Below are 21,365 nucleotides of genomic sequence, written 5' to 3' on the forward strand. Positions count from 1 at the left end.
CCGACGCAACTTGCGCTATGGATGAACCATGAATCGTTTGCTCCGCTTTCTGAAAGTCGCCCTGCGCTGGTTGGCCTATCTCCTTGGCTTCTCGCTCGTTGCCACCGTACTTTTCGTACTGTTTGCCGGCTTCACGGCACCTGGCGCCCGTTTCGTGGCTATGATGATCGAGAAATATGCCTCGACCCCGGACCAGATCGTGCGCATCAACGATCCCAGTGCGCTGCTGACCGGTGATTTCACAGCCTCGAGCGTGACGCTGTTCGACAGCAAGGGCATTTATGCGGAGATTCGCGAGGTCGCGATCGACTGGTCGCCGACGGCCCTGCTCTCGTCCCGGTTCGAGGCAGCGAAGCTCTCCGCCGGATCCGTGCGCCTGGAACGGCTGCCGATCCCCTCGCAGGAAACACAGGAGGTCCGCGAGACCTTCGCCCTGCCGATCGACGTGCAGATCGACGCCTTCGACATCAAGGAAGTGGTGATCGGCAAGGAGATCGCCGGAGCCGACCAGTTCCTCAGCGCTCAGGGCAAGATCGACGCCACCAACGCAAGCATCGCAGCGGCCCTTGCGGTTGCGCAACGCGACCGGCCGGATGCCAAGGCCGTCGCCGACATCGTCTTCAATCCGGCCGGCAATGAGCTGAAGCTCGAAACCACCATCAACGAGCCGAAGGGCGGACTGCTGGCCAAGGCGATGCGCCTTCCCGGCGAGCCGGCACTGAGTGTCAGCGTGACCGGCGATGGCCCGCTTTCGAAATGGAAGGGGTCAGCGACGGCATCCCTCGATGGCAACCAGGTCCTGAAGCTCGACGGCGAACATACCCTGGCGCCAGACGGTTTCCGTACTGTAGCCCTGCAGGGTGGCGGTACGTTCAGCGATCTCTTGCCGGCCGCCTTCCGTCCGCTGTTTGCCGGCACGACCGAAATCGACCTCGCAGCAGCCATCGATGGCGGCAAGACCGTGCGCATCGACAGGGGCAATATCTCCACCGGTGCGCTGGCTCTCTCCGCATCCGGCACCTACAGCACCGCCGGCCAGAACGACCTGCAGGCAAGCCTCACCGGCAAGACGGCCCCGATCGACTTCCGGCTGCCGCTCGCTGAGGGCGAAGCGCAGCTGTCGATCAATTCCGCCAATGTCTCGCTGATCGGTGACGCCCAGACCGCCGTGCTCGACATCGGCGCCGATATCGGCAAGGCAACTTTGCCGCAGGGCGAGATCGAAGCCATCAAGCTGCACGCCTATAGCGACACCTTCAATCTCTCGACGAAGACAGGCCCCTTGAGAGTGACCGCCGAAACCGGCGCCACCCGCTTCGTGAACGCCGATATCGATCGCCTCGTCAAGGGTCCGGTCAAGCTCAACGGCACACTGTCCCTGACCCCGGAAACTGTGTCGTTCGATCCCGTCACGCTCGAAAGTGCCAGCGTCGGCGGCACCCTGATCGGCTCCTATACGATCGCCGAGGGGACCGTTGCCTCCGCCTTCAAGCTGTTCGCCATGCCCACGACGCTGCCGCCGGGCATCGCCTCGAAATTCGACACGACCATCGCCATCGCCGGCAATCTGGCCACCGGCAATGATGGCAGCGTCAATGTCACCGACCTCACCCTCGCATCCGGTACGGTCGAGGCGGCCGGATCAGTGGCGCTGCAGACGGGCGAACTCACCGCCGCCATCAGCGGCACCGTGCCGGAAATCGGCAAGCTTCTGGCCGACGCCAAGGGCATTGCCAAGTTCAGCGCCGATGTTACCGGCCCGCTCGATGCGCTGGCTGTGAAGGCTGAGGTCACTTCCACCGACGCGACGCTGGCCGGGCGAACCCTGAACGACCTCGCCGTCAATGCCGATGCGACCGTTGGCCAGAACGGGCCGAACGCCACGGTGACCGCAAAGGGATCGCTGGACGGACAGATGATCGACGCAAAGGCCGAAATCGCTTCCGCCAAGGGCGCGACCAGCATCCCCTCCATCGACGTGACGATCGGCGAGAACAAGCTGACCGGCGCGCTGGACCTGACCGCCGATTTCCAGCCGAACGGCACCCTGACCTTCAACCTGCCCGATCTCGGCCTGCTCGCCGCCATGGCCGGCCAGACCGCATCCGGCGACCTCGCCGGTTCCGCCAGTATCAAGAGTGACAACGGCGTGACCTCGGTTGCCGTGAAAGCCAATGGCTCCGGCATCACGCGCGGCGATCTGGTGATCACCAAACCGGCCGCCGACATCACCATTGCCGATCTCAAGGCGCTGGCGATCAAGGGCAATGTCACTGTCGAGACCGTGGCACAGGGCGACAACAAGCTCGCCGGCCTCAAGCTCGGTTTCGAGCAGCAGGGCGCACAAACCAATTTTGCCCTCGACGGCATCTATGACGATGCACCACTGACGGCGCGTGGCGATCTGCAGAGCGCGGCCGGCACGACGACGATCAACCTGCAATCCTTCGCTGCCGCACCGAAGAAGATTCCGCTTGAGCTGGCAGGCCCGACGACGATCGTCATTGAAAACGGCGCGGTTCGCCTGAGCCAGCTTGCTGTCAAGGCATCCGGCGGCACTGTTACTTTGGACGGCAGTGCCGGCGACACGCTCGACCTGACCGCGACGCTTGCGGGCATCGACGCCCGCCTCCCATTGCAGGGCGGTGAAGCTCATCTCGTACTCGACACGGGCACGGCCTCGATCAAGGGTACGATGCAGGCGGCCGATCTCGATGTGAAGGCCGATGTCGGCCAGCTTGCCTTGCCGCAAGGCCGGTTCGACGCCATCAAGCTGACGGCGCATAGCGATGCCTTCAACCTCACCACCCGCTCCGGCAAGGTTGCGACGACCATCGAAACCGGCGCGACACAGCTGACCAGCGCCGATCTCGACCGGCTGGTCAAAGGCCCGATCAAGGTGGCGACGACACTCGACGTCACGTCCGAGGCAATCGGCTTCAGCCCGGTCACCATCAGCAGCACCAATCTCGACGGCGCACTGGCAGGGTCCTTCGCCCTTGCCGACAATGCTGTCCGCACGACCTTCAAGATTTCGGCCAAGCCGGCAGCACTGCCCCCCGCAGCCGCGGCAAAATTCGATACGCCCGTCGATATCACCGGCAGGCTGGTGACCGGCCCGCAAGGCGCCGTCGATATCACCGACCTCAAGATCGCCTCCGGCACCATCCGGGCGGACGGATCGGTTTCGTTGAAGGAACAAAACCTGACGGCCGCGCTGACGGGCGCCCTGCCCGACCTCGGCAAGGTACTTGCCGATGCCAAGGGTACAGCCGAATTCAAGGTCGATGCGACCGGCCCGCTCGACAATCTCGGCGTCAAGGCCAACGTGACTTCCAGTGGCGCGACACTCGCCGGACGGACGCTCAGCGATCTCCAATTGGCGGTGGATGCGACCGCTAACCCCAGCAATCCGCAGGCCAAGATCACGGCAACCGGCGCACTCGGCGGCCAGGCGATCAATGTCAACGCTGATCTCGTCTCCAAGGAGGGCCGCACCAGCGTTCCCGTACTGCAAGCCCAGATCGGTGAAAACAAGCTGAACGGAGCCATCGAATTCACCACGGATTTCCTGCCGCAGGGCTCGATCGACTTCAATTTCCCGGATGTCGGCCTGCTCGCCGCCATGGCCGGTGAAAAGGCGTCGGGCGACATTGCCGGCTCGGCGGCGATCAACAGCGCCGATGGCAAGACCTCGATCGCGCTCAAGGCCAGCGGCTCGGGCATCAAGCGCGGCGACCTGGTCATCACCAAACCATCAGCCGATATCAATATCGCCGACCTGAAGACACTGGCGATCAAGGGTAACCTGTCGGTCGAAGCGTTTGCGCAAGGTGCAAACCGCGTCAACGGCCTGAAGCTCGATTTCGTCCAGCAGGCGGCCAAGACCAATGTGACGCTCGGCGGCAGCTATGACGGCGCGCCGCTGAATCTGAGTGCCGATATCCAGACCAGCGGCGGCAAGACGGTCGTCAATCTTGCCAATTTCGCCGCATCTCCGCGCAAGATTCCACTCAAGCTGTCGTCCCCGACCGTGATCACCATCGAGAATGGCACCGTCAGCCTGCAGAAGCTGACCATCGGCGCTTCCGGCGGCTCGATCGCGGTGACAGGCAAGGCCGGCGAAAAGCTCGATCTCGCCGTCAATCTCAATGCGCTGCCGGCAAAACTTGCCAACACGTTCTCGCCCTCGCTCGGCGCGGATGGCGCGATCAGCGGCACGGTCGGCGTCAAGGGCACGGCTGCGGCTCCGGCAGTCAGTTACGACTTGCGCTGGGCTAATGCCGGCTTTGCGCAGACCCGCTCTGCGGGTGTGGGTGCGCTCAACATCACAGCCAAGGGACAATTCGCTGATAATACCGTGACCGTAGACACGACGCTCAGCGGCCCGAGCGGCCTCGCCTTCCGGGGCGGCGGCAAGGTCGGCATCACTGGAAACCGGCCGATCGCCATGAAATTCTCGGGCGATCTCCCCTTCGGCCTCGGTGCGGCGCTGCTGGCCCAGCAGGGCTTCACGCTGACCGGCTCGGCGAAAGTAGATGTCGCGATCGCGGGTGCGGCCACGGCACCTGTTATCACCGGCACGATCTCGACCTCGGGCGCACGCCTCGTCGATGTCAGGCATAATCTGGCGATCGACGACCTCGCCGCCAATGTCTCGCTGAACGGCCAGCAGGCGAATATCTCGAAATTGTCCGGCCGGCTGGCCAGCGGCGGTTCGCTCGATGTCTCCGGCACGGTCGGCATCACGCCCGGCTCCGGCTTTCCGGCAGACCTCACGATCCGCCTCGACAACGCCACCTATGTCGATGGCAGCCTTGTCTCGGCCACCGTCGATGGCGCCATGACGCTGAAAGGCCCGCTGACGGCCTCGCCGATCCTCGGCGGCAATGTCACGATCCAGAAGGCGGCGATCACGATTCCGGAAAAGCTGCCGGCCTCGCTGTCCGAGATCAACATCAAGCACAAGAATGCACCGGCCAAGGTTCGTCAGATGCAGGCCGATATCCGCAAGGACCAGCGTGGCGGTGGTGACGGCGCCGGCGGTGGCGGCGTCATCGGCTTCGACCTGACGGTGAGCGCGCCCGGAAAGCTGTTCGTGCGCGGCCGCGGCATCGATGCCGAACTCGGCGGCGACCTGACGATCCGGGGAACAGCCGCCCAGCCGGTCGTCTCCGGCGCGTTCGAGATGCGTCGTGGCCGGCTCGAAATCCTCGCCAAGCGGCTCGATTTCACCGACGGAACGATCAGCTTCGGCGGCAACCTGATCCCGACACTCGATCTCGACGCCACCTCCAGTGCCGGCACGACGACGATCACGGTCAATGTCACCGGTGTCGCCAACAATCCGGCGATCACCTTCTCGTCGTCACCCGCTTTGCCGCAGGATGAAATCCTGGCGCAGCTGATCTTCAACCGTTCGCTCTCCAAGCTCTCGGCCCTGCAGATCGCGCAGCTCGCCAGCGCCGTCAGCGAACTCGCCGGCGGCGGCTCGAACGGGCTGTTGAACGGCCTGCGCAACAAGCTCGGCGTCGACGATCTCGACGTCTCCACCGACGCCACCGGCGGCGCCACCGTGACCGCCGGCAAATATCTCAACGAGCGGACCTATCTCGAACTCCAGTCCGGCTCGGAATCCGGCGGCGGCAAGGCGATCATCAATCTCGACGTCGGCCGTGGCGTCAAGCTGCGCGGCGAAGCCGGCTCGAGCGGCGCGGGCGGCGGGATTTTCTATGAGAAGGAATATTGAGCCATCATTCGGTGAAAAAAGGTACGACGATGTCGAACGGAGCATCAATAGTCAGCAAAGAAAGCTCCGCTTGAATGTCTGCATGACGAAGTCGATCGTTTCGGGACGCGGATGCCGAAGATCGACGCCATATGCGTCTTCCAGAAACGCCGTGACGATCTCGTAGGATGGAAAATAGTACAAATTGCGATCGTCGACGAACTCGCGCATCAGTTCGTCAATGGCAACCCGGAGCGATGCCTTCGAGACGCAATTTGCAGTGATGCACGATACCGGCCGGAATGTTGCGGCAAGCGGAACCGGTGAGAGGGTTATCACAACCGTTGCCGAAGGCCGATATTCCCGGATGATCTGTAGTACGGACCGCAGATTTGTTTTGTTCTCTTCGACAGTCAGAACCTTGAAACCATGCTTATCGGGGTCGAAAACAGCCTTGGGTATGGCCTTCCAGAAGATATCTCCCGTCGATTTGTCGTACCAGACTTCGGAAAGGCCGAGCGTAAAGATGAAGACGTCCGTTTCGGCAAAAATCTGGCGTGTTGTTTCCTTCATGTCCTCGGTAGCACCCGCAAAGGCGCCATCCCTGTCGTGCCAGACCGATGATTTTGGGCCTTGATCATGGAAAGCCCACTCGAATTGCTGTCTTAGAGCTGCGGAATTGACGATTCCCTCGCCCGAGCGCACTACGTGAGCGTCGAGATTGCTCGTCTTGTCTCCGAACACGCGATACCCTGCGGCTTGGAGAAACTTCGTAACTTCGGATGCGAAACAGCTTCCAAAGGCTGTGATGTAGTGTTCGCGGTTGATGAATGGCGCGCCTGGCAGCCAACCATGACCGACATAGCGTTCCACGGCATCGGGTTCGCTCAGGCTATCCCGAACGGGATGGAAGTTCGTCGTCTCACCCCGATACCATGTGGCGTGCGCCCGCCTCTTCTTGCCGGCCATGTTGTAATAGATGAGACCGGGCACTTCCTTCGCATCGTCGGGAACCACAAAGTCCTTCGTCGGCGCTTTCATGGGCAATCTTTCTTCAAAAAAGCTAGGCCCATTCGGGCCGCATGTAGCGGGTGCCTGCGAAGCGCCCATGAATCGACATTATTGTGGGAAAATCACTCGGCTATGTAAAGAACGCCCGATCAGACGATCGGTAATTTCTCTCTCTCTCTCTCTCTCTCTCTCTCTCTCTCCTAAACCGCCGCCGAAATCTTGCTGGTCTTCAGCAGGATATTCGTTTCCGTCAGGTTGATGCCGTCGATCAGGCGAATGAGCCGCAGCGTCTCGTCGAATGTGCCGAGGTCCTTGTCCTCCAGTTCGGCGATGAAATCCCAGCGGCCATTGGTGGAGTGGAGAGCCCGGACCTGCGGCAGGCCGCGCAATTGCGCCGCCACACGGTCCGCCATCTTGCCGTGGATCTCGATCATGACGATGGCCCGCACGCCGCTGCCGGACAGTTCGGCGCCGGTGCGGATGGTGAAGGCCGCGATGGTGCCGGAAGCCACCAGCCGGTCGATACGGGCCGCGACCGTGGCGCGCGATGCGCCGGTCATGGCGGCAAGAGAAGAAACCGGCGTGCGGGCATTGTGACGCAGCGCGCTGATCAGCGCATGATCGAGATCATCCAGACTTATCATCTTGCGCATCCAACCTTATCATAATGCCGATTATTGCCTTCCATTTGCCAGTTTTCCATCTATTTGCCAACGCCTGAACCCGTATAATCCGCGCAGAAACCGGGCAAACCGGCATCACGCAAACCTGCGGGGAAACCATGGCTGAAACCAAGAAGAAGATCACCCTGATCGGCGCACCGATCGAAGAAGGCTCGGGCCGTCGCGGCTGCGCCATGGGGCCTGCCGCCCTGCGCATCGCGGGTCTGGACACCACGCTCGCCGAACTCGGCCATACCGTGACGGATGAGGGTGACGTGAAGCCGCTGCCGGCGCGCGACATTCCCAACCACAAGGGCGCCAACAACCTGCAGATCGTCACGGCGTTTACCCGCGCGCTGGATTCCGCCGTGCATGACGTCGCCCGCGCCGGTGGCGTGCCGATCGTCCTCGGTGGCGACCATGCGTTGGCCATGGGCTCGGTTTCTGGCATGGCCCGTCATGCCGCCGATGTCGGCCGCCCTCTCTTCGTGCTCTGGCTCGATGCTCACGCCGATTTCAATTCGCCGGCCACCACCCCGTCGGGCAACATGCATGGCATGCCGGTCGCGTTCTTCTGCGGCCAGGCGGAATTTGCCCCGATCCTCGACAAGGATCGCCCGATGGTCGATCCCAAGAACGTCTTTCAGGTGGGCATCCGCTCCGTCGATGCGCGCGAGCGTGAGGAAATCACCAAGCACGGCGTCAATGTCTTCGACATGCGCGCTATCGACGAGACCGGCATGGCGCACATCATGCACGAGATCATCGCCACGGTGAAAGCAGCCAACGGCCTGCTGCATGTGAGCCTCGATGTCGATTTCCTCGATCCGGAATTCGCCCCCGGCGTCGGCACCACGGTTCCCGGCGGTGCGACCTTCCGCGAAGCGCATCTGATCATGGAAATGCTCTGTGATACCGGGCTCGTTTCCTCGGTCGACCTCGTTGAACTCAACCCGTTCCTCGACGATCGCGGCAAGAGCGCCCGCATTCTCGTCGAACTGACGGCCAGCCTGTTCGGCCGCCGCATCCTCGATCGCCCCACCCGCAGCGCCTGAGACCCAAGAACAAAGCCACCGGAGGACCCATGAACACGACCAATGCCCTGATTGAAACCGAATACCGGCTCGGCGCGCATAACTACAAGCCGCTCGACGTCGTGCTGGCACGCGGCGAAGGCGTCTATGTCTGGGATCTCGACGGCAATCGCTACCTCGATTGCCTCTCGGCCTATTCCGCCGTCAACCAGGGCCATTGCCATCCGAAGATCCTGGCGGCGATGGTGGAACAGGCGAGCAAGCTGACGCTGACATCCCGTGCCTTCCGCAACAACCAACTGGCACATCTCTACGAGGAACTGGCCGCTCTCACCGGCAGCCACAAGATCCTGCCGATGAACTCAGGCGCCGAAGCCGTCGAGACCGCCGTCAAGGCGGTGCGCAAATGGGGTTACGAGGTCAAGGGCGTTGCCGAGAACAAGGCCGAGATCATCGTCTGCTCCAACAATTTCCATGGCCGCACCATGGGCATTGTCGGCTTCTCCACGGATCCGGATGCCCGCTCTGGCTTCGGTCCCTTCGCCCCCGGTTTCCGCACCGTGCCGTTCGGCGATATCGATGCCTTCCGCGCGGCGATCAACGAAAACACCGTTGCCTTCCTGATCGAGCCGATCCAGGGCGAAGCCGGCGTCATGATCCCGCCGCAGGGCTATTTCCCGGAAGTTCGTGCGCTCTGCTCTAAGCATGGCATCACGCTGATTCTCGACGAAATCCAGACCGGGCTTGGCCGCACCGGCAAGCTTCTGGCCGAAGAGCATGAAGGCATCGAGGCCGACGTGACCCTGATCGGCAAGGCGCTGTCCGGCGGCTTCTATCCGGTGTCCGCCGTGCTCTCCAATTCCGAGGTTCTGGGCGTCCTGAAGCCCGGTCAACATGGCTCGACCTTCGGCGGCAATCCGCTCGCCTGTGCCATTGCGCGCGCAGCCCTGAAGGCGCTGACCGAGGAAGGCATGATTGAGAACTCGGCCGCCATGGGCGACCGTTTCATGGCGGGCCTCAAGGACATCCGATCCAACATCATCAAGGAAGTTCGCGGCCGCGGCCTGATGCTGGCTGTCGAACTGGTCCCCGAGGCCGGTGGCGCCCGCAAATATTGCGAAGCCCTGAAGGAGCGCGGCATCCTCGCAAAGGATACCCATGGCGATACGATCCGCATCGCGCCGCCGCTGGTGATTACGGCCGATCAGGTGGATTGGGCTGTCGAGCAGTTCGCCGCCGTTCTGCACGCCTGACCAGTAAAAACATTGCGACCGCGATCCGTTCCAAGCACGGGTCGCGGTCTGCGAGCAAATTCCGCCTTATTTACTCGCCAGCCGGGTGGTTATGTCAAATAATTTGACTTAATCAGTATAGATGACCCGCGCGGTCCACTTTCCTCAATATTTATTTAATATGTTCTCACCAGATTGCGGTCAGCGCGATTGGCCGAGCCAAGCATGATGCAGGCGCGACGCCGATGAATCGGCATCCAACTCAAAGTCATTTTTGAACCCACCCGCCATGTGCTGCCAAACACATGTATTTCGCGGCAAACCGTTGAGACGACGATGCCAGTTTTTGGAAATCGATTCCGCACAGACGCCAATGCAATCCTCTCGGCCATGCAGCGTTCGCAGGCCATCATCGAATTCGACATGCAGGGCAGGATCCTGACCGCCAACGACAATTTCTGCAGGGCGATGGGCTATTCGCTCACTGAAATCGTCGGCCAGCATCACCGGCTGTTCGTCGATCCCGCCGACGCCGCCAGCGCGGACTATCAGCAATTCTGGGCGCGGCTCGGCCGCGGCGAATTCGACAGCCGCCAATATCGACGCATCGGCAAAGGCGGTCGGGAAATATGGATCGAGGCATCCTACAACCCGATCTTCCGGGGCGGAAAGCCCTACAAGGTTGTGAAGTTCGCCACCGACATCACCACCGCGAAACTGAAAACCGCCGAAGATGCCGGCAAGATCGACGCCATCTCGCGGGCGCAGGCCGTCATCGAATTTGCGCCGGACGGCAAGATTCTGACCGCGAACGCCAACTTCCTCTCGACTGTGGGTTACGAACTTGCCGACATTCGGGGCAAGCATCACAGCATGTTCTGCGAGCCGACCTATGCCGGTAGCGAGGAATACAAGACGCTCTGGAACGATCTGCGTTCCGGCAAGTTCATCGCCGACGAGTTCAAGCGGATCGGGCGTGGTGGAAAACAGGTCTGGATCCAGGCCAGCTACAATCCGATCTTCGATCACAATGGTCGGGTCTTCAAGGTCGTCAAATTTGCGACGGACGTGACCGGCCGCATTCAAAACAGCGAAACACTTGCGGGCGCGCTTGAAAAGCTGGCCGCCGGCAATCTCGATCAGTCGATCGGCGATAAGTTCATCCCGGCGTTGGAGAAACTGCGCCTCGCTTTCAACGAATCGGCGGCAAAGCTGAAACAGGCCATGCGCGCTGTCGGCCAGAACGCGGCAGCGATCGCCTCCGGATCCAGCGAAATCAGCAACGCCGCCGCCGATCTGTCGAGCCGCACCGAACAGCAGGCCGCCTCGATCGAGGAAACCGCCGCAGCACTCGAACAGATCACCACCACGGTCGCCGATTCCAGCCGCCGCGCCGAGGAGGCCGGCAAGCTCGTCGCACAGACTAAGGAGGATGCCGAGCGTTCGAGCACCGTGGTCAACAACGCCGTCGCTGCGATGGGCCAGATTGCCGCATCGTCCAGCGAGATCAGCAATATCATCGGCGTCATCGACGAAATCGCCTTTCAGACCAACCTGCTTGCCTTGAATGCCGGCGTCGAGGCTGCACGTGCCGGGGATGCCGGCAAGGGGTTCGCCGTTGTGGCGCAGGAGGTTCGCGAACTTGCCCAACGCTCGGCAAAGGCCGCGAAAGAGATCAAGAGCCTGATCACCGCCTCCACCGAACAGGTAAAAAGTGGCGTCTCGTTGGTTGGTCAGACCGGCAAGGCGCTGGAGGAAATCCTCGCGCAGGTGCAACTGATCAACACGAATGTGGTCGCTATTGTAGAAGGTGCGAAAGAACAGGCGACAGGTTTGAAAGAAATTAACCAGGCTGTGAATACTATGGACCAAGGTACACAGCAGAATGCAGCGATGGTCGAGCAATCCACGGCTGCCAGCCACTCCTTGGCAAGGGAAGCGGAAGCTCTTTTCCAGCTTCTGGGTCAATTCAAGGTCGGCGAGGCAGGAGAGGGGCGCATAACGACAGCGCGGCAGGATGCCAGACCGGTCGCTTCTCCAGCCCGCGCGATGGCCAACCGGGTGGCGAAGGCCTTTAATTCAAACGTGGCAGTTGCCGCCAATCGGGATAGCTGGGAAGAATTTTGATGAGCAACACAATCGCAACAGGTAGCTTCGGTCACGAAACCCTCGAGATCATCGCCTTCCGCCTTCATGATCAGGAATTCTGCGTGAAGACGACAACGATACGCGAAATCCGCGGCTGGGCGCCGTCCACCCCGATCCCGCACTCTCCGGCCGAAGTCCTGGGTGTCATGAACCTGCGCGGCACCGTGATCCCGATCATCGATCTCGCCCACAAGCTCGGCATGAAAAGCACGGTTGCCAACGAGCGCAGCGCCATCGTCGTCGCCGAAGTGCACAACATGGTCATCGGCCTCGTCGTCGACCGCGTCTCCGACATCCTGACCGTCCGCGGCGAGCAGGTCCAGCCGGTTCCGGAAATCACCACCTCGTTCGACAAGAGCTATGCGGAAGGCATCATCGCCAACGAGACCGGCATGATCTGCTTCCTCAACCTCGCCCGCATGTTCAAGGAACGCGAAATGGACGACATCGCCGCCTGATCGGTGCCTGTCCTATCCGAGAGTTCAGAGAGCGGTCCACGGGCCGCTCTTTTCGTTTGGCTCCCCCAAGTCGGCTTATTTTGCGACAACCTCCCTCCACTCCGTCATCCTCGGCCTCCGCGCCGAGGATCCACAACCCGGGGCATGGATGGTCGGGTCAAGCCCGACCATGACGGATGAAAGCTGTCAAGCCAGCGCAGCCTCGTCCTCGCCGACAAAGAACCGGCGGCGATATTCGCCCGGTGACAGGCCGAGCAGCTTTCGGAAAATCTTGCGAAACGCGCCCGGGTCCTCATAACCGATCTGCCAGGCAATCTGCTCGACCTTGATGCTGGAAATTTCCAGAAGCTCCCGCGCCTTGGCGATGCGCAACTGCTGGCAATATTCGGTCGGATTGATGCCGGTTGCCTTCTGGAACCGGCGCAGGAAGGTGCGTTCGCCAAGCCCCGCCCGCTCGGCCATCATTTCCAGCGTGATCTTTTCCGTGTGATGCGCCTGCAGCCAGTGCTGGATCTTCAGCACTGCCTCATCGCCATGGTGCAGCTTCGGCGCAAAGGTGCTGTAGAAGGTCTGTTCGCGCCCGGCCGGATCGACCAGCATGAAACGCGCCGTCGCCAGCTGGATGCTGGGGCTCATAAAGCGCGCGACGAGCTTCAGCCCCAGATCGATCCAGGCCATCATCGCCCCGGCCGTGATGATATCGCCGTCGTCGATGATCAGCTTGCTGACATCGACCTTGATGCCGGGAAACTTGCCGGAAATCTGCTCGGAATGCGTCCAGTGCGTGGTCGCCAGCCGTCCCTCGAGCAGGCCGGATTCAGCCATCAGATAGGCGCCGCCGCAGATCGAGCAGATCGTCGTCCCGTCCGCATGCTGCGCCCTGATCCACGCCGGAAAGGCGGCCATGCGTTCGCCCACCGGCAGGTTGGTGAGGCTCGGCGGCAGGATCAGCGCGATCAGACCCCGCTCGGGCAGGCCCGGATGACTGTCGAAAGCCTTCTCCACCGATGAACCGTCGGCCGAAAGCTGCCAATGGCTGACGCGGATACGCGCCGGTGCCCGACCGCCCTGCTCCTCGCTCATCAGGTTGGCGACGTGGAACAGGTCGGTCAGCCCGTGGATCGCGGCACGCTGCGCCTCCGGATAGACGACAATTCCGATCTCCGCTGGTTCACCGAACGCCATTTGTCAGTTCCGTCCCGCTTAATGTCAGTTTCGCCAATCCCGAGTTTAGGCCCCGCTTGGTATCAAAGCAACAAGACGGGCGGCGGAAACGGAATGACCGAAACGGAGCCGCCCATCGAGGAAAAACAACCACATAGAACAAGGGAACACGACAATGACCATCACCGCCTCCACCGAAAATGCAGTCCTGACCCGCCGCAACATGCTGATCGGTGCCGCCGGCATCACCAGTCTCGCAGGCCTCCCGGCCGCAGCCGTTGCAGCCAATTCCGCCACCACAGCCAACACAACATCCAATGAAGGGAACAAGACCATGAGCAGCAAGATCATCACCCGCGACGGCGTCGAAATCTATTACAAGGACTGGGGTCCGAAGGACGGCCAGGTCGTCATCCTCAGCCATGGCTGGCCGCTGTCCGCCGACAGCTGGGAAGCCCAGGCTTTCCATCTCGCCCTGAACGGCTTCCGCGTCATCACCCATGATCGCCGCGGCCATGGCCGGTCGTCACAGCCTTGGGACGGCAATGACATGGATCACTATGCCGACGACCTGTCCGACCTGATCGAGCAACTGGACCTGAAGGACATCTTCCTCGCCGGCTTCTCCACCGGCGGCGGCGAGATCACCCGCTATGTCGGCCGCCATGGCACCAGCCGCATCGCCAAGCTGGGCCTGATTTCCGCCGTGCCGCCGCTGATGGTCAAGACCGAAGCCAACCCGCTCGGCCTGCCGAAGGAGGTTTTCGACGGCATCCAGGCCGCCAGCATCGTCGATCGCTCCAAGCTCTACCGCGACATCGCATCCGGCCCCTTCTTCGGCTTCAACCGGCCGGGCGCGGTTTCCTCACAGGGCATGATCGACAGCTTCTGGCTGCAGGGCATGATGGGTGGCCACAAGAACACCTATGACTCGATCGTCGCCTTCTCGCAGACCGACTTCACCGAGGACCTGAAGAAGTTCGACAAGCCAACCATCATCATCCATGGCGACGACGACCAGATCGTGCCGATCGATGCCGCCGCCCGCTCCTCCAAGAAACTGGTGCCGCACGCCATCCTCAAGGTCTATGCCGGCGCCCCGCATGGCATCACCGACACGCACAAGCAGCAACTCAACGCCGACCTGCTCGAGTTCGCACGGTCCTGACCGCCAGATGCCCGGCACCGCCTCCCGCGCGGTGCCGGCCTCCTCCCCCCCATCAACCCAATCCGAACTGGAGCACCGCCATGGCCCGCACCCTAGCCGCACTCGATACGCTTCCTGAAATCGACCCCGCCCGTCGCCGGTTCCTTACTCTTGGCGGCGCCATCGCAACCCTTCCCTTCTGGCCCAAGACCATGTTCGCCACCGAAACCCACCGCATCGCCCAGGGCGATTTCGACATCACCGTCCTGAGCGATGGCTACATTACCCTGCCTGCCGACATCATCATGCCCGAAGCTTCACCGGCTGAGCGGGTCGACATCCTCAAGCGCCTCGGCGGCAGTGCTGACAGCGCTCAGGCACCGTCCAACATCCCTGTCATCCGCACCGGCAAGGACATTATCGTCGTCGATGTCGGCTCAGGCACGAATTTCCAGGACACGGCCGGCACCTTCGGCACGAATTTCGAGATCACAGGCATCGATCCCGCCGATGTCACCAAGGTCGTCTTCACCCATGCCCATCCGGATCACACCGGTGGCACCCTGACGAGCGCCGGCACCTTGCGCTTCCCGAATGCCGAATATGTCGTCTCCGAGAAGGAATGGACCTTCTGGACCGATCCGGATTTCGAAACGAAGATGCCGAAGGCCCTGCACGGCTTTGCCCGCGGCGCCCAGCGCGACCTGTTTGCAGTCAAGGATCGGGTCAAGCTGGTCAAGCAGGGCGATGACATCGTCACCGGCATGCGTGTGCTCGATACAGCCGGCCATACGCCGGGCCACATCTCGCTGGAGCTAGCCGGTGGCGACGGTCTGATCATCTCGGCCGACGCAGCCACCAACCGGATCGTCTCGTTCGAGCATCCCGGTTGGAAATTCGGCTTCGACACGCAGCAGGACGTCGCGATCAGGAACCGCCAGGCTTTGATGGACCGCGCCGCCACCGACCGCATCAAGCTCCTCGGCTATCACTGGACCTATCCCGGTATTGGTTACGCCGAACGCAAGGGAACCGGCTACCGCTTCGCCGCGGCGTGAGGCATTTCCACATGCGCAAAATTCAACAGAGCCTTGCTCCCTGCGAGGCTCTGTCTCGTTTCACAACAGCGTACATCGGCGCTTGAACGGTCATAAAGTTCAGCCTACGGTCCGGCATGGCCACCTCCCGTCAGACAAAAGAGCCCACCGGAACGATGCTGGACAGTATCCGTGCCTGGCTGAGCATGCTCTATCTCGGCACCAGTCCGCGTGCCGTTCGCTTCCAGGTGATCATGGCGCTGGTCGATCTGGCCATCATCATCTTTTTCCTGCTCGGCCCGTATTTCAGCGGCGGCAGGACCTATCTGATCGTTGACTATGCCATTGCCGTCCTGATTGCCTTCGAGCTTGCTGGACGCGCACTGCTAACCGCCAGTTTAACGCGGTGGCTGACGCGGCCCATGACATGGGTCGATATCATCATCCTGGCGACATTGCTGTTCCCGGCAACCTTCTCGAACTTCGCCTTCCTGCGTGCCTTCCGGATCTGGTCGCTCAGCCAGAGCAAGGTCTTCACCCTGTTGATCAAGCGCGCCCGCTGCGGCGAATGGGAAGATGTGATCCGCGCTTGCGTGAACTTCCTCACCTTCCTCTTCCTCGTCACCGGCTTCGTCTATTCGACGTTTTTCTACCATGTGCCCGGTGTCGATGGCTTGATCGACGCCCTCTACTTCACGGTCGCCACCGTGACAACCACGGGCTTCGGCGACATCACCCTTCCGGGGCCACTCGGCAAGCTGACCTCGATCGTCACCATGATCTTCGGCATCTCGCTGTTTGTCCGGCTGGCACAGGCGATCGTACGACCGCACAAGGTTAACTTCCCCTGCCCGGAATGCGGCCTGCAGCGCCACGACGCCGATGCCGTGCATTGCAAGGCTTGCGGCCATATCTTGAACATTCCGGACGAAGGAAGCTGACAGCCCCTCGAAGGCAGGCCGGCTCGGTCAGGGCGACACGGTCGATTGTGCGATGCGCTCGAATCGTGCGATGATGCAATCAGTGTTTGTCGTGGTGTTTTCACCAGCTAGCCAGGGGAAGCGAAACTCTCCAGCCATGCTGCCACGGTGGAAACTGCGTGTATCCGAGTTTGTCTTCCCTCCCTTGAATTTCGGCACCCGCGCGATGGCATGGCTTCTGTCACTTTATACCTTGATCTGCCTGTTCTTTCTCGACAATACCTATCGCGAGGGCGAAGCTGCGGGCGGCGCCTGGGACGGGATGCGCGTTCTCGGACTGGTTTTATGCCTTTTGTGGCCCTTGCTTGTCGCCCACGTGATCATCTCGGCCTACAGGGATCGGCAAACAGCTGACAGACGTCCATAATCTCGCCCGCAGGACGCGCCTGAATGGCGTTGTAAAAATCGAGAGTGGCGGATGGCCTAAGCATGGGAGGACGCGGGGCAAGAGACCGGCGAACGTCGGGTAAATCAGATTCTGGCGTGACGAGAGACCGCAACCGCCGATCCGGCAGGCTGTTTTTCGCCATTACCCTTGCTTTGGTCGTCATCGGGATCCTGGCAACCGTTCTGCTCGCCAATCGCCACCGCAATCTTGATGTCCTGCTGACATTTCTCGGCTATCCCGATCTCTTGCTGCGCGAGGAACCTGAAGCCAGGACCGTCACGATCAAAACCAGCAAAGGCGTTCGCTTGCCTGCGGCGCGGATGATCCTGCCCATCCATGCGTTCTCGGATATGAAGGCGCCGGAACAGCGCTTGGTTCGACTGATCCAGAGCGACCCGAGGACATTATGCGAGAAATTGAAGGCCGGCGGCTTCAACGACCTCGACTGGACGATCAGCAGTGCCAGCAAGGACAAGTGGGAATGCTCCTCCATCGTCAATCTCCCGCCGAGAAGCCCGGAACAACCGGTTCAGTCATCCGTTTTCATCTTCATCAAGGGTGACGGCGAAAACCGTGTCACATCCTTCCGGGTAAAGCTGAACATCGAGGATACCGCCGATACGATCAGGGTCGTCGACCTCGCCGGCAATGCCGCGAACATATTCCTGCGTGAAGTACGGTGGGGAAACCCTGGCGAAATTCTCGGCAAGATCCATGGACTGGAAGCTTTCGACATTCGCAACTTCGGCAGCCGGATCCAGTTCAAGCGAGAATTCGGGGAAACCCCGCGGTACAATTTCCTCGCCAATCAGATCAGCAGCCCCGGCAAGCAGACGCCTGGAGATATATTCTTCGATCGCAAGAAATGGTTTCCGCTGACCGACAGCAACGGGCTGCCGATGATCGATGGCATGATGGCGGGCGAAGGTTCGCAGGGTCTATCACTCAACGGACCTGCAGAATAAGACAATATTTGCAGTCATAAAAATTTCAAATTAGCAGCTTGCTTCGACCCGTTTTCTACCGCGCTGCACAATAGATGTGCTCGATGCCGCAAATCATTGCAGAACAACGGTATTCACCCAAAAATGAGCCATTTTGAACCGTCGCAAATTAACCACAAACGGCAAGTTTGCGGTCGCGGTGGCTTGTCAAAGTCGATCATATTTAATAAATGATTAAAAACTCAAAAAACGCTTTTTCGACAAAATACTTTTCAGGGACGAAACCTTCAGCGAGGAAACCGGAAGCAGGCAACTGCTGCCTGTCAGACGCGAAATTCTTGCAAAACAGAAGATCGATCAGTTCTTCGACAAAACAAATTTTTCAGTAAAGCCAAGGAAAGGCTGAGCTGTCTGTCAAAGGTGCCAGGAGTAGTAAACGCAATGACAGAAAAAATGATGTTGCAACAAACAGCCGTTGTCGGAGTGGAGGATAGCCGGCTGGGCAGGACGATTTCGGGGAGGCTCTCCGTTCATCCCAAGGAACGGCGTGCGGACGAAAGCAATTTTTACATCAATCCGGCCAGCGCGCCGGACATGCCTCTTCAACTGGCCTTGAAGCGCGCCATGGATATTGTTGGATCGTTCCTCGGTCTGCTTGTGCTCGCACCAGCCATTGTTCTGGTCGCCGTTCTCATCAAGCTGGAAAGCAAAGGCCCGGTTTTCTTCCGGCAGTTGCGGACGGGCCTCAACGAGACCCCGTTCGAGATCCTGAAGTTCCGCTCGATGTACACAGACCTTTGCGATAACAGCGGCGTGCGTCAGACGATCGACAATGACCCGCGCATCACCCCGCTCGGCCGCATCCTGCGCAAGACCAATCTCGATGAACTGCCGCAGCTCTGGAACGTCCTGACCGGTGACATGTCGCTCGTGGGACCTCGCCCCCATGTTCCCGACATGCTGGCTGCCGGGCGCAGCTATTCCGAACTGGTGCAAGGTTATGAAAACCGCCACCTGATGCGGCCCGGTATTACCGGTCTCGCCCAGGCACGCGGTCTGCGTGGTCCGACGGAACAGCGATGGATGGCCATTCGCCGTGTCGTTTGCGATGTCGAATATGTCCGCAACTTCTCGGTTCTGCTCGATATCAAGATCATGGTTCGCACCCTGATCAACGAACTGAAGGGCGGCACGGGCTTTTAAGGCCGACCACTTCTGGAACTCGAAAGTCTTTGTGAACCACCGGCTCGCGCCGGTGGTTTTTTATTGTCACGCGTACGCAAGATCGCCCCATCCAACCTGGTGACTACCGGTCGCGAATGATCGCAATTGAAAATCATTCCTGCTACAGGCTCCCGCCATCCTTAAAATAGCCGGGATACTGCACCTCTTCCGGATCCGGCTCGTTCGGCTTGGGCTTCTTTTCTGCGGCAAGACTGCCGTCATCCACGCCCGCAGCAGGCTGCTTCCGCTTCTTGTCGGCGTCAGGGCCGTTGACTTCGGCCAATAGTGATCTGGCAACATTTTCGATGGACATATCGATCTCCTTCTCTGCAAAGAAACGACACGCCGACGGGGTTGGTTCCGATACATGCGCCATGCTGTCGCCCATCCAAAAAAGAAACCGCCCGGGCATGACCCGGGCGGCTCGATTTCACCTGAGGACGTTGCCGGCTTTTACTTCTGCCAGCTCTTGACCAGTTCGTCATAGTTGATGGTGATCGGCTTTTCTTTTTCGTTCTCGATCTTCAACTGCGGAGCGAGGTTGCCCTTCGATACGGCATCCTTGTTCCAGTATTCGAGGTCATGTTCCTCGGCGAGCTTCGGACCGATGTCGCCCTGTACACCCGAACGTTCCAGGCGCTGCAGAACCTTTTCCTGCTCGGCGCACAGCGAATCCATGGCTTCCTGGGCGGTTTTCGCGCCGGAGGAAGCATCACCGATTGCCTGCCACCACAGCTGGGCCAGCTTCGGATAGTCCGGGATGTTCGTGCCGGTCGGCGACCACTGGACACGGGCCGGCGAACGGTAGAACTCGATCAGACCGCCGAGCTTGGGAGCCCGTTCCGTGAAGCTCGGATGCTGGATCGTCGATTCGCGGATCAGCGTCAGACCGACGTGAGCCTTCTTGACGTCGACCGTCTTCGAGGTGACGAACTGCGCGTAGAGCCATGCGGCCTTGGCGCGGTCATCCGGGGTGGACTTGAGCAGCGTCCAGGAACCCACGTCCTGGTAGCCGAGCTTCATGCCTTCCTTCCAGTAGACGCCGTGCGGCGACGGAGCGAAACGCCACTTCGGCGTACCGTCCGCGTTGACGACCGGCAGGCCTTCCTTGACGAAGTCGGCCGTGAAGGCCGTATAGGTGAACATCTGCTGGGCGACTTCACCCTGGGCCGGAACCGGACCGGCTTCACCGAAGGTCATGCCCTGGGCTGCAGCCGGAGCGTAAGCCTTCAGCCAATCGAGGTACTTCTGGATCGAATAGACCGATGCAGGGCCGTTGGTATCACCACCGCGCGCCACGCAGGATCCGACCGGCTGGGACTTCTCGTTGACCTTGATGCCCCATTCGTCGACCGGAAGACCGTTCGGCAGGCCTTTGTCGCCGTTGCCGGCCATCGATAGCCAGGCGTCGGTGAAGCGCCAGCCGAGCGACGGGTCCTTCTTGCCGTAGTCCATGTGGCCATAGACCTTCTTGCCGTCGACTTCGCGACCGGTGAAGAATTCGGCGATGTCTTCGTAAGCCGACCAGTTGACGGGAACGCCGAGGTCATAGCCGTACTTCGCCTTGAAGTCCGCCTTGTTCTTCTCGTCGTTGAACCAGTCGTAACGGAACCAGTAGAGGTTCGCGAACTGCTGGTCGGGCAACTGGTAAAGGTCGCCGTCCGGAGCGGTCGTGAACTTGGTGCCGATGAAGTCGGCGAGGTCGAGACCGGGGTTGGTCACGTCCTTGCCTTCGTTGGCCATCCACTTGGTCAGCGAGCGGGCCTGCTGGTACCGCCAATGGGTACCAATCAGGTCTGAATCGTTGACATAGGCGTCATAGACGTTTTCGCCAGACTGCATCTGCGTCTGCAGCTTTTCGACGACGTCGCCTTCACCGATCAGGTCGTGGGTGATCTTGATGCCGGTGATGGCGGTGAAGGCCGGAGCGAGAACCTTCGATTCATATTCGTGCGTGGCGATGGTTTCGGAAACCACCTTGATGTCCATGCCGGCAAACGGCTTGGCCGCGTCGATGAACCATTGCATTTCCGCTTCCTGGCCGGCGCGGTCAAGCGTCGACAGGTCGCCCACTTCCTTGTCGAGGAACTGCTTTGCTTCGTCCATGCCGGCGAATGCCGTGCCGGTAAAGGCCAGAAGCATGACTGCTGTCGTTGTTAGAAGATGCCGTCGCATAGGTGTCCTCCCTTAAAGGTTTTGCGATTGCAG

General features: G+C 60.7%; 16 protein-coding genes. 11 read left to right on the top strand and 5 right to left on the bottom strand.

All coding sequences use genetic code 11. From position 1 onward, the window contains the following. Positions 1 to 28 precede the first annotated feature (28 nt). Positions 29 to 5,749 (top strand): translocation/assembly module TamB domain-containing protein, encoded by a 5,721-nt coding sequence (locus ASG68_RS05930; RefSeq protein WP_062577548.1) that lies wholly within the window; start codon positions 29 to 31, stop codon positions 5,747 to 5,749. 51 nt (positions 5,750 to 5,800) lie between these two features. Here the strand turns inward: ASG68_RS05930 and ASG68_RS05935 are convergent, their stop codons facing one another. Together ASG68_RS05935 and ASG68_RS05940 are read right to left on the bottom strand one after the other, a co-directional pair. Further along, on the bottom strand, positions 5,801 to 6,769 hold the full coding sequence (locus ASG68_RS05935) for a GSCFA domain-containing protein (protein WP_062577551.1): 969 nt from the start codon (positions 6,767 to 6,769) through the stop codon (positions 5,801 to 5,803). Positions 6,770 to 6,939: 170 nt separating this feature from the next. After that, entirely contained in the window at positions 6,940 to 7,383 is a 444-nt protein-coding gene (locus tag ASG68_RS05940) for an Lrp/AsnC family transcriptional regulator (RefSeq protein WP_062577738.1), read from the bottom strand. Positions 7,384 to 7,520: 137 nt separating this feature from the next. Between ASG68_RS05940 and rocF the strand changes: the two genes are divergently transcribed. The 4 genes from rocF to ASG68_RS05960 all read left to right on the top strand — a co-directional run bounded on the left by rocF (position 7,521) and on the right by ASG68_RS05960 (position 12,273). Continuing rightward, the gene (gene rocF / locus ASG68_RS05945; RefSeq protein WP_062577553.1) at positions 7,521 to 8,456 is read left to right on the top strand and encodes an arginase; all 936 of its coding nucleotides are present in this window, start codon (positions 7,521 to 7,523) and stop codon (positions 8,454 to 8,456) included. Between the two features lie 29 nt (positions 8,457 to 8,485). After that, positions 8,486 to 9,688, top strand: a complete 1,203-nt coding sequence (rocD, locus tag ASG68_RS05950; protein WP_062577555.1) for an ornithine--oxo-acid transaminase — start codon at positions 8,486 to 8,488, stop codon at positions 9,686 to 9,688. Between the two features lie 315 nt (positions 9,689 to 10,003). Then, the gene (locus ASG68_RS05955) at positions 10,004 to 11,794 is read left to right on the top strand and encodes a methyl-accepting chemotaxis protein (RefSeq protein WP_062577557.1); all 1,791 of its coding nucleotides are present in this window, start codon (positions 10,004 to 10,006) and stop codon (positions 11,792 to 11,794) included. Beyond that, positions 11,794 to 12,273 (top strand): chemotaxis protein CheW, encoded by a 480-nt coding sequence (locus ASG68_RS05960; protein ID WP_062577559.1) that lies wholly within the window; start codon positions 11,794 to 11,796, stop codon positions 12,271 to 12,273. The genes ASG68_RS05955 and ASG68_RS05960 overlap by 1 nt, the downstream gene beginning before the upstream one ends. Before the next feature lie 186 nt (positions 12,274 to 12,459). Here the strand turns inward: ASG68_RS05960 and ASG68_RS05965 are convergent, their stop codons facing one another. Beyond that, positions 12,460 to 13,458 (bottom strand): GlxA family transcriptional regulator, encoded by a 999-nt coding sequence (locus ASG68_RS05965; protein WP_062577561.1) that lies wholly within the window; start codon positions 13,456 to 13,458, stop codon positions 12,460 to 12,462. Positions 13,459 to 13,612: 154 nt separating this feature from the next. Here ASG68_RS05965 and ASG68_RS05970 point away from each other — a divergent pair, with 154 nt between their 5' ends. The 6 genes from ASG68_RS05970 to ASG68_RS05995 all read left to right on the top strand — a co-directional run bounded on the left by ASG68_RS05970 (position 13,613) and on the right by ASG68_RS05995 (position 19,136). Beyond that, positions 13,613 to 14,605, top strand: a complete 993-nt coding sequence (locus tag ASG68_RS05970) for an alpha/beta fold hydrolase (protein WP_062577563.1) — start codon at positions 13,613 to 13,615, stop codon at positions 14,603 to 14,605. A gap of 80 nt (positions 14,606 to 14,685) precedes the next feature. Then, on the top strand, positions 14,686 to 15,642 hold the full coding sequence (locus tag ASG68_RS05975; RefSeq protein WP_082499436.1) for an MBL fold metallo-hydrolase: 957 nt from the start codon (positions 14,686 to 14,688) through the stop codon (positions 15,640 to 15,642). 155 nt (positions 15,643 to 15,797) lie between these two features. Next, the gene (locus ASG68_RS05980) at positions 15,798 to 16,562 is read left to right on the top strand and encodes a potassium channel family protein (protein WP_244484120.1); all 765 of its coding nucleotides are present in this window, start codon (positions 15,798 to 15,800) and stop codon (positions 16,560 to 16,562) included. Between the two features lie 70 nt (positions 16,563 to 16,632). Continuing rightward, entirely contained in the window at positions 16,633 to 16,968 is a 336-nt protein-coding gene (locus tag ASG68_RS05985; RefSeq protein WP_156373949.1) for a hypothetical protein, read from the top strand. A 116-nt stretch (positions 16,969 to 17,084) separates the two neighbouring features. Beyond that, complete coding sequence (locus ASG68_RS05990; protein ID WP_062577569.1) at positions 17,085 to 17,954, top strand: DUF6030 family protein; 870 nt, start codon at positions 17,085 to 17,087, stop codon at positions 17,952 to 17,954. A gap of 573 nt (positions 17,955 to 18,527) precedes the next feature. Continuing rightward, positions 18,528 to 19,136, top strand: coding sequence for a sugar transferase (locus ASG68_RS05995; RefSeq protein WP_062577742.1), 609 nt, complete (start codon positions 18,528 to 18,530; stop codon positions 19,134 to 19,136). 142 nt (positions 19,137 to 19,278) lie between these two features. Here ASG68_RS05995 and ASG68_RS06000 read toward each other — a convergent pair whose 3' ends face one another. Both ASG68_RS06000 and ASG68_RS06005 read right to left on the bottom strand, forming a co-directional pair. Continuing rightward, entirely contained in the window at positions 19,279 to 19,470 is a 192-nt protein-coding gene (locus ASG68_RS06000; protein WP_156373950.1) for a hypothetical protein, read from the bottom strand. 140 nt (positions 19,471 to 19,610) lie between these two features. Beyond that, positions 19,611 to 21,332, bottom strand: a complete 1,722-nt coding sequence (locus ASG68_RS06005; protein WP_062577573.1) for an ABC transporter substrate-binding protein — start codon at positions 21,330 to 21,332, stop codon at positions 19,611 to 19,613. Positions 21,333 to 21,365: the final 33 nt, after the last annotated feature.

The sequence above is a fragment of the Rhizobium sp. Leaf453 genome (assembly GCF_001425605.1).
GTDB lineage: Bacteria > Pseudomonadota > Alphaproteobacteria > Rhizobiales > Rhizobiaceae > Pararhizobium.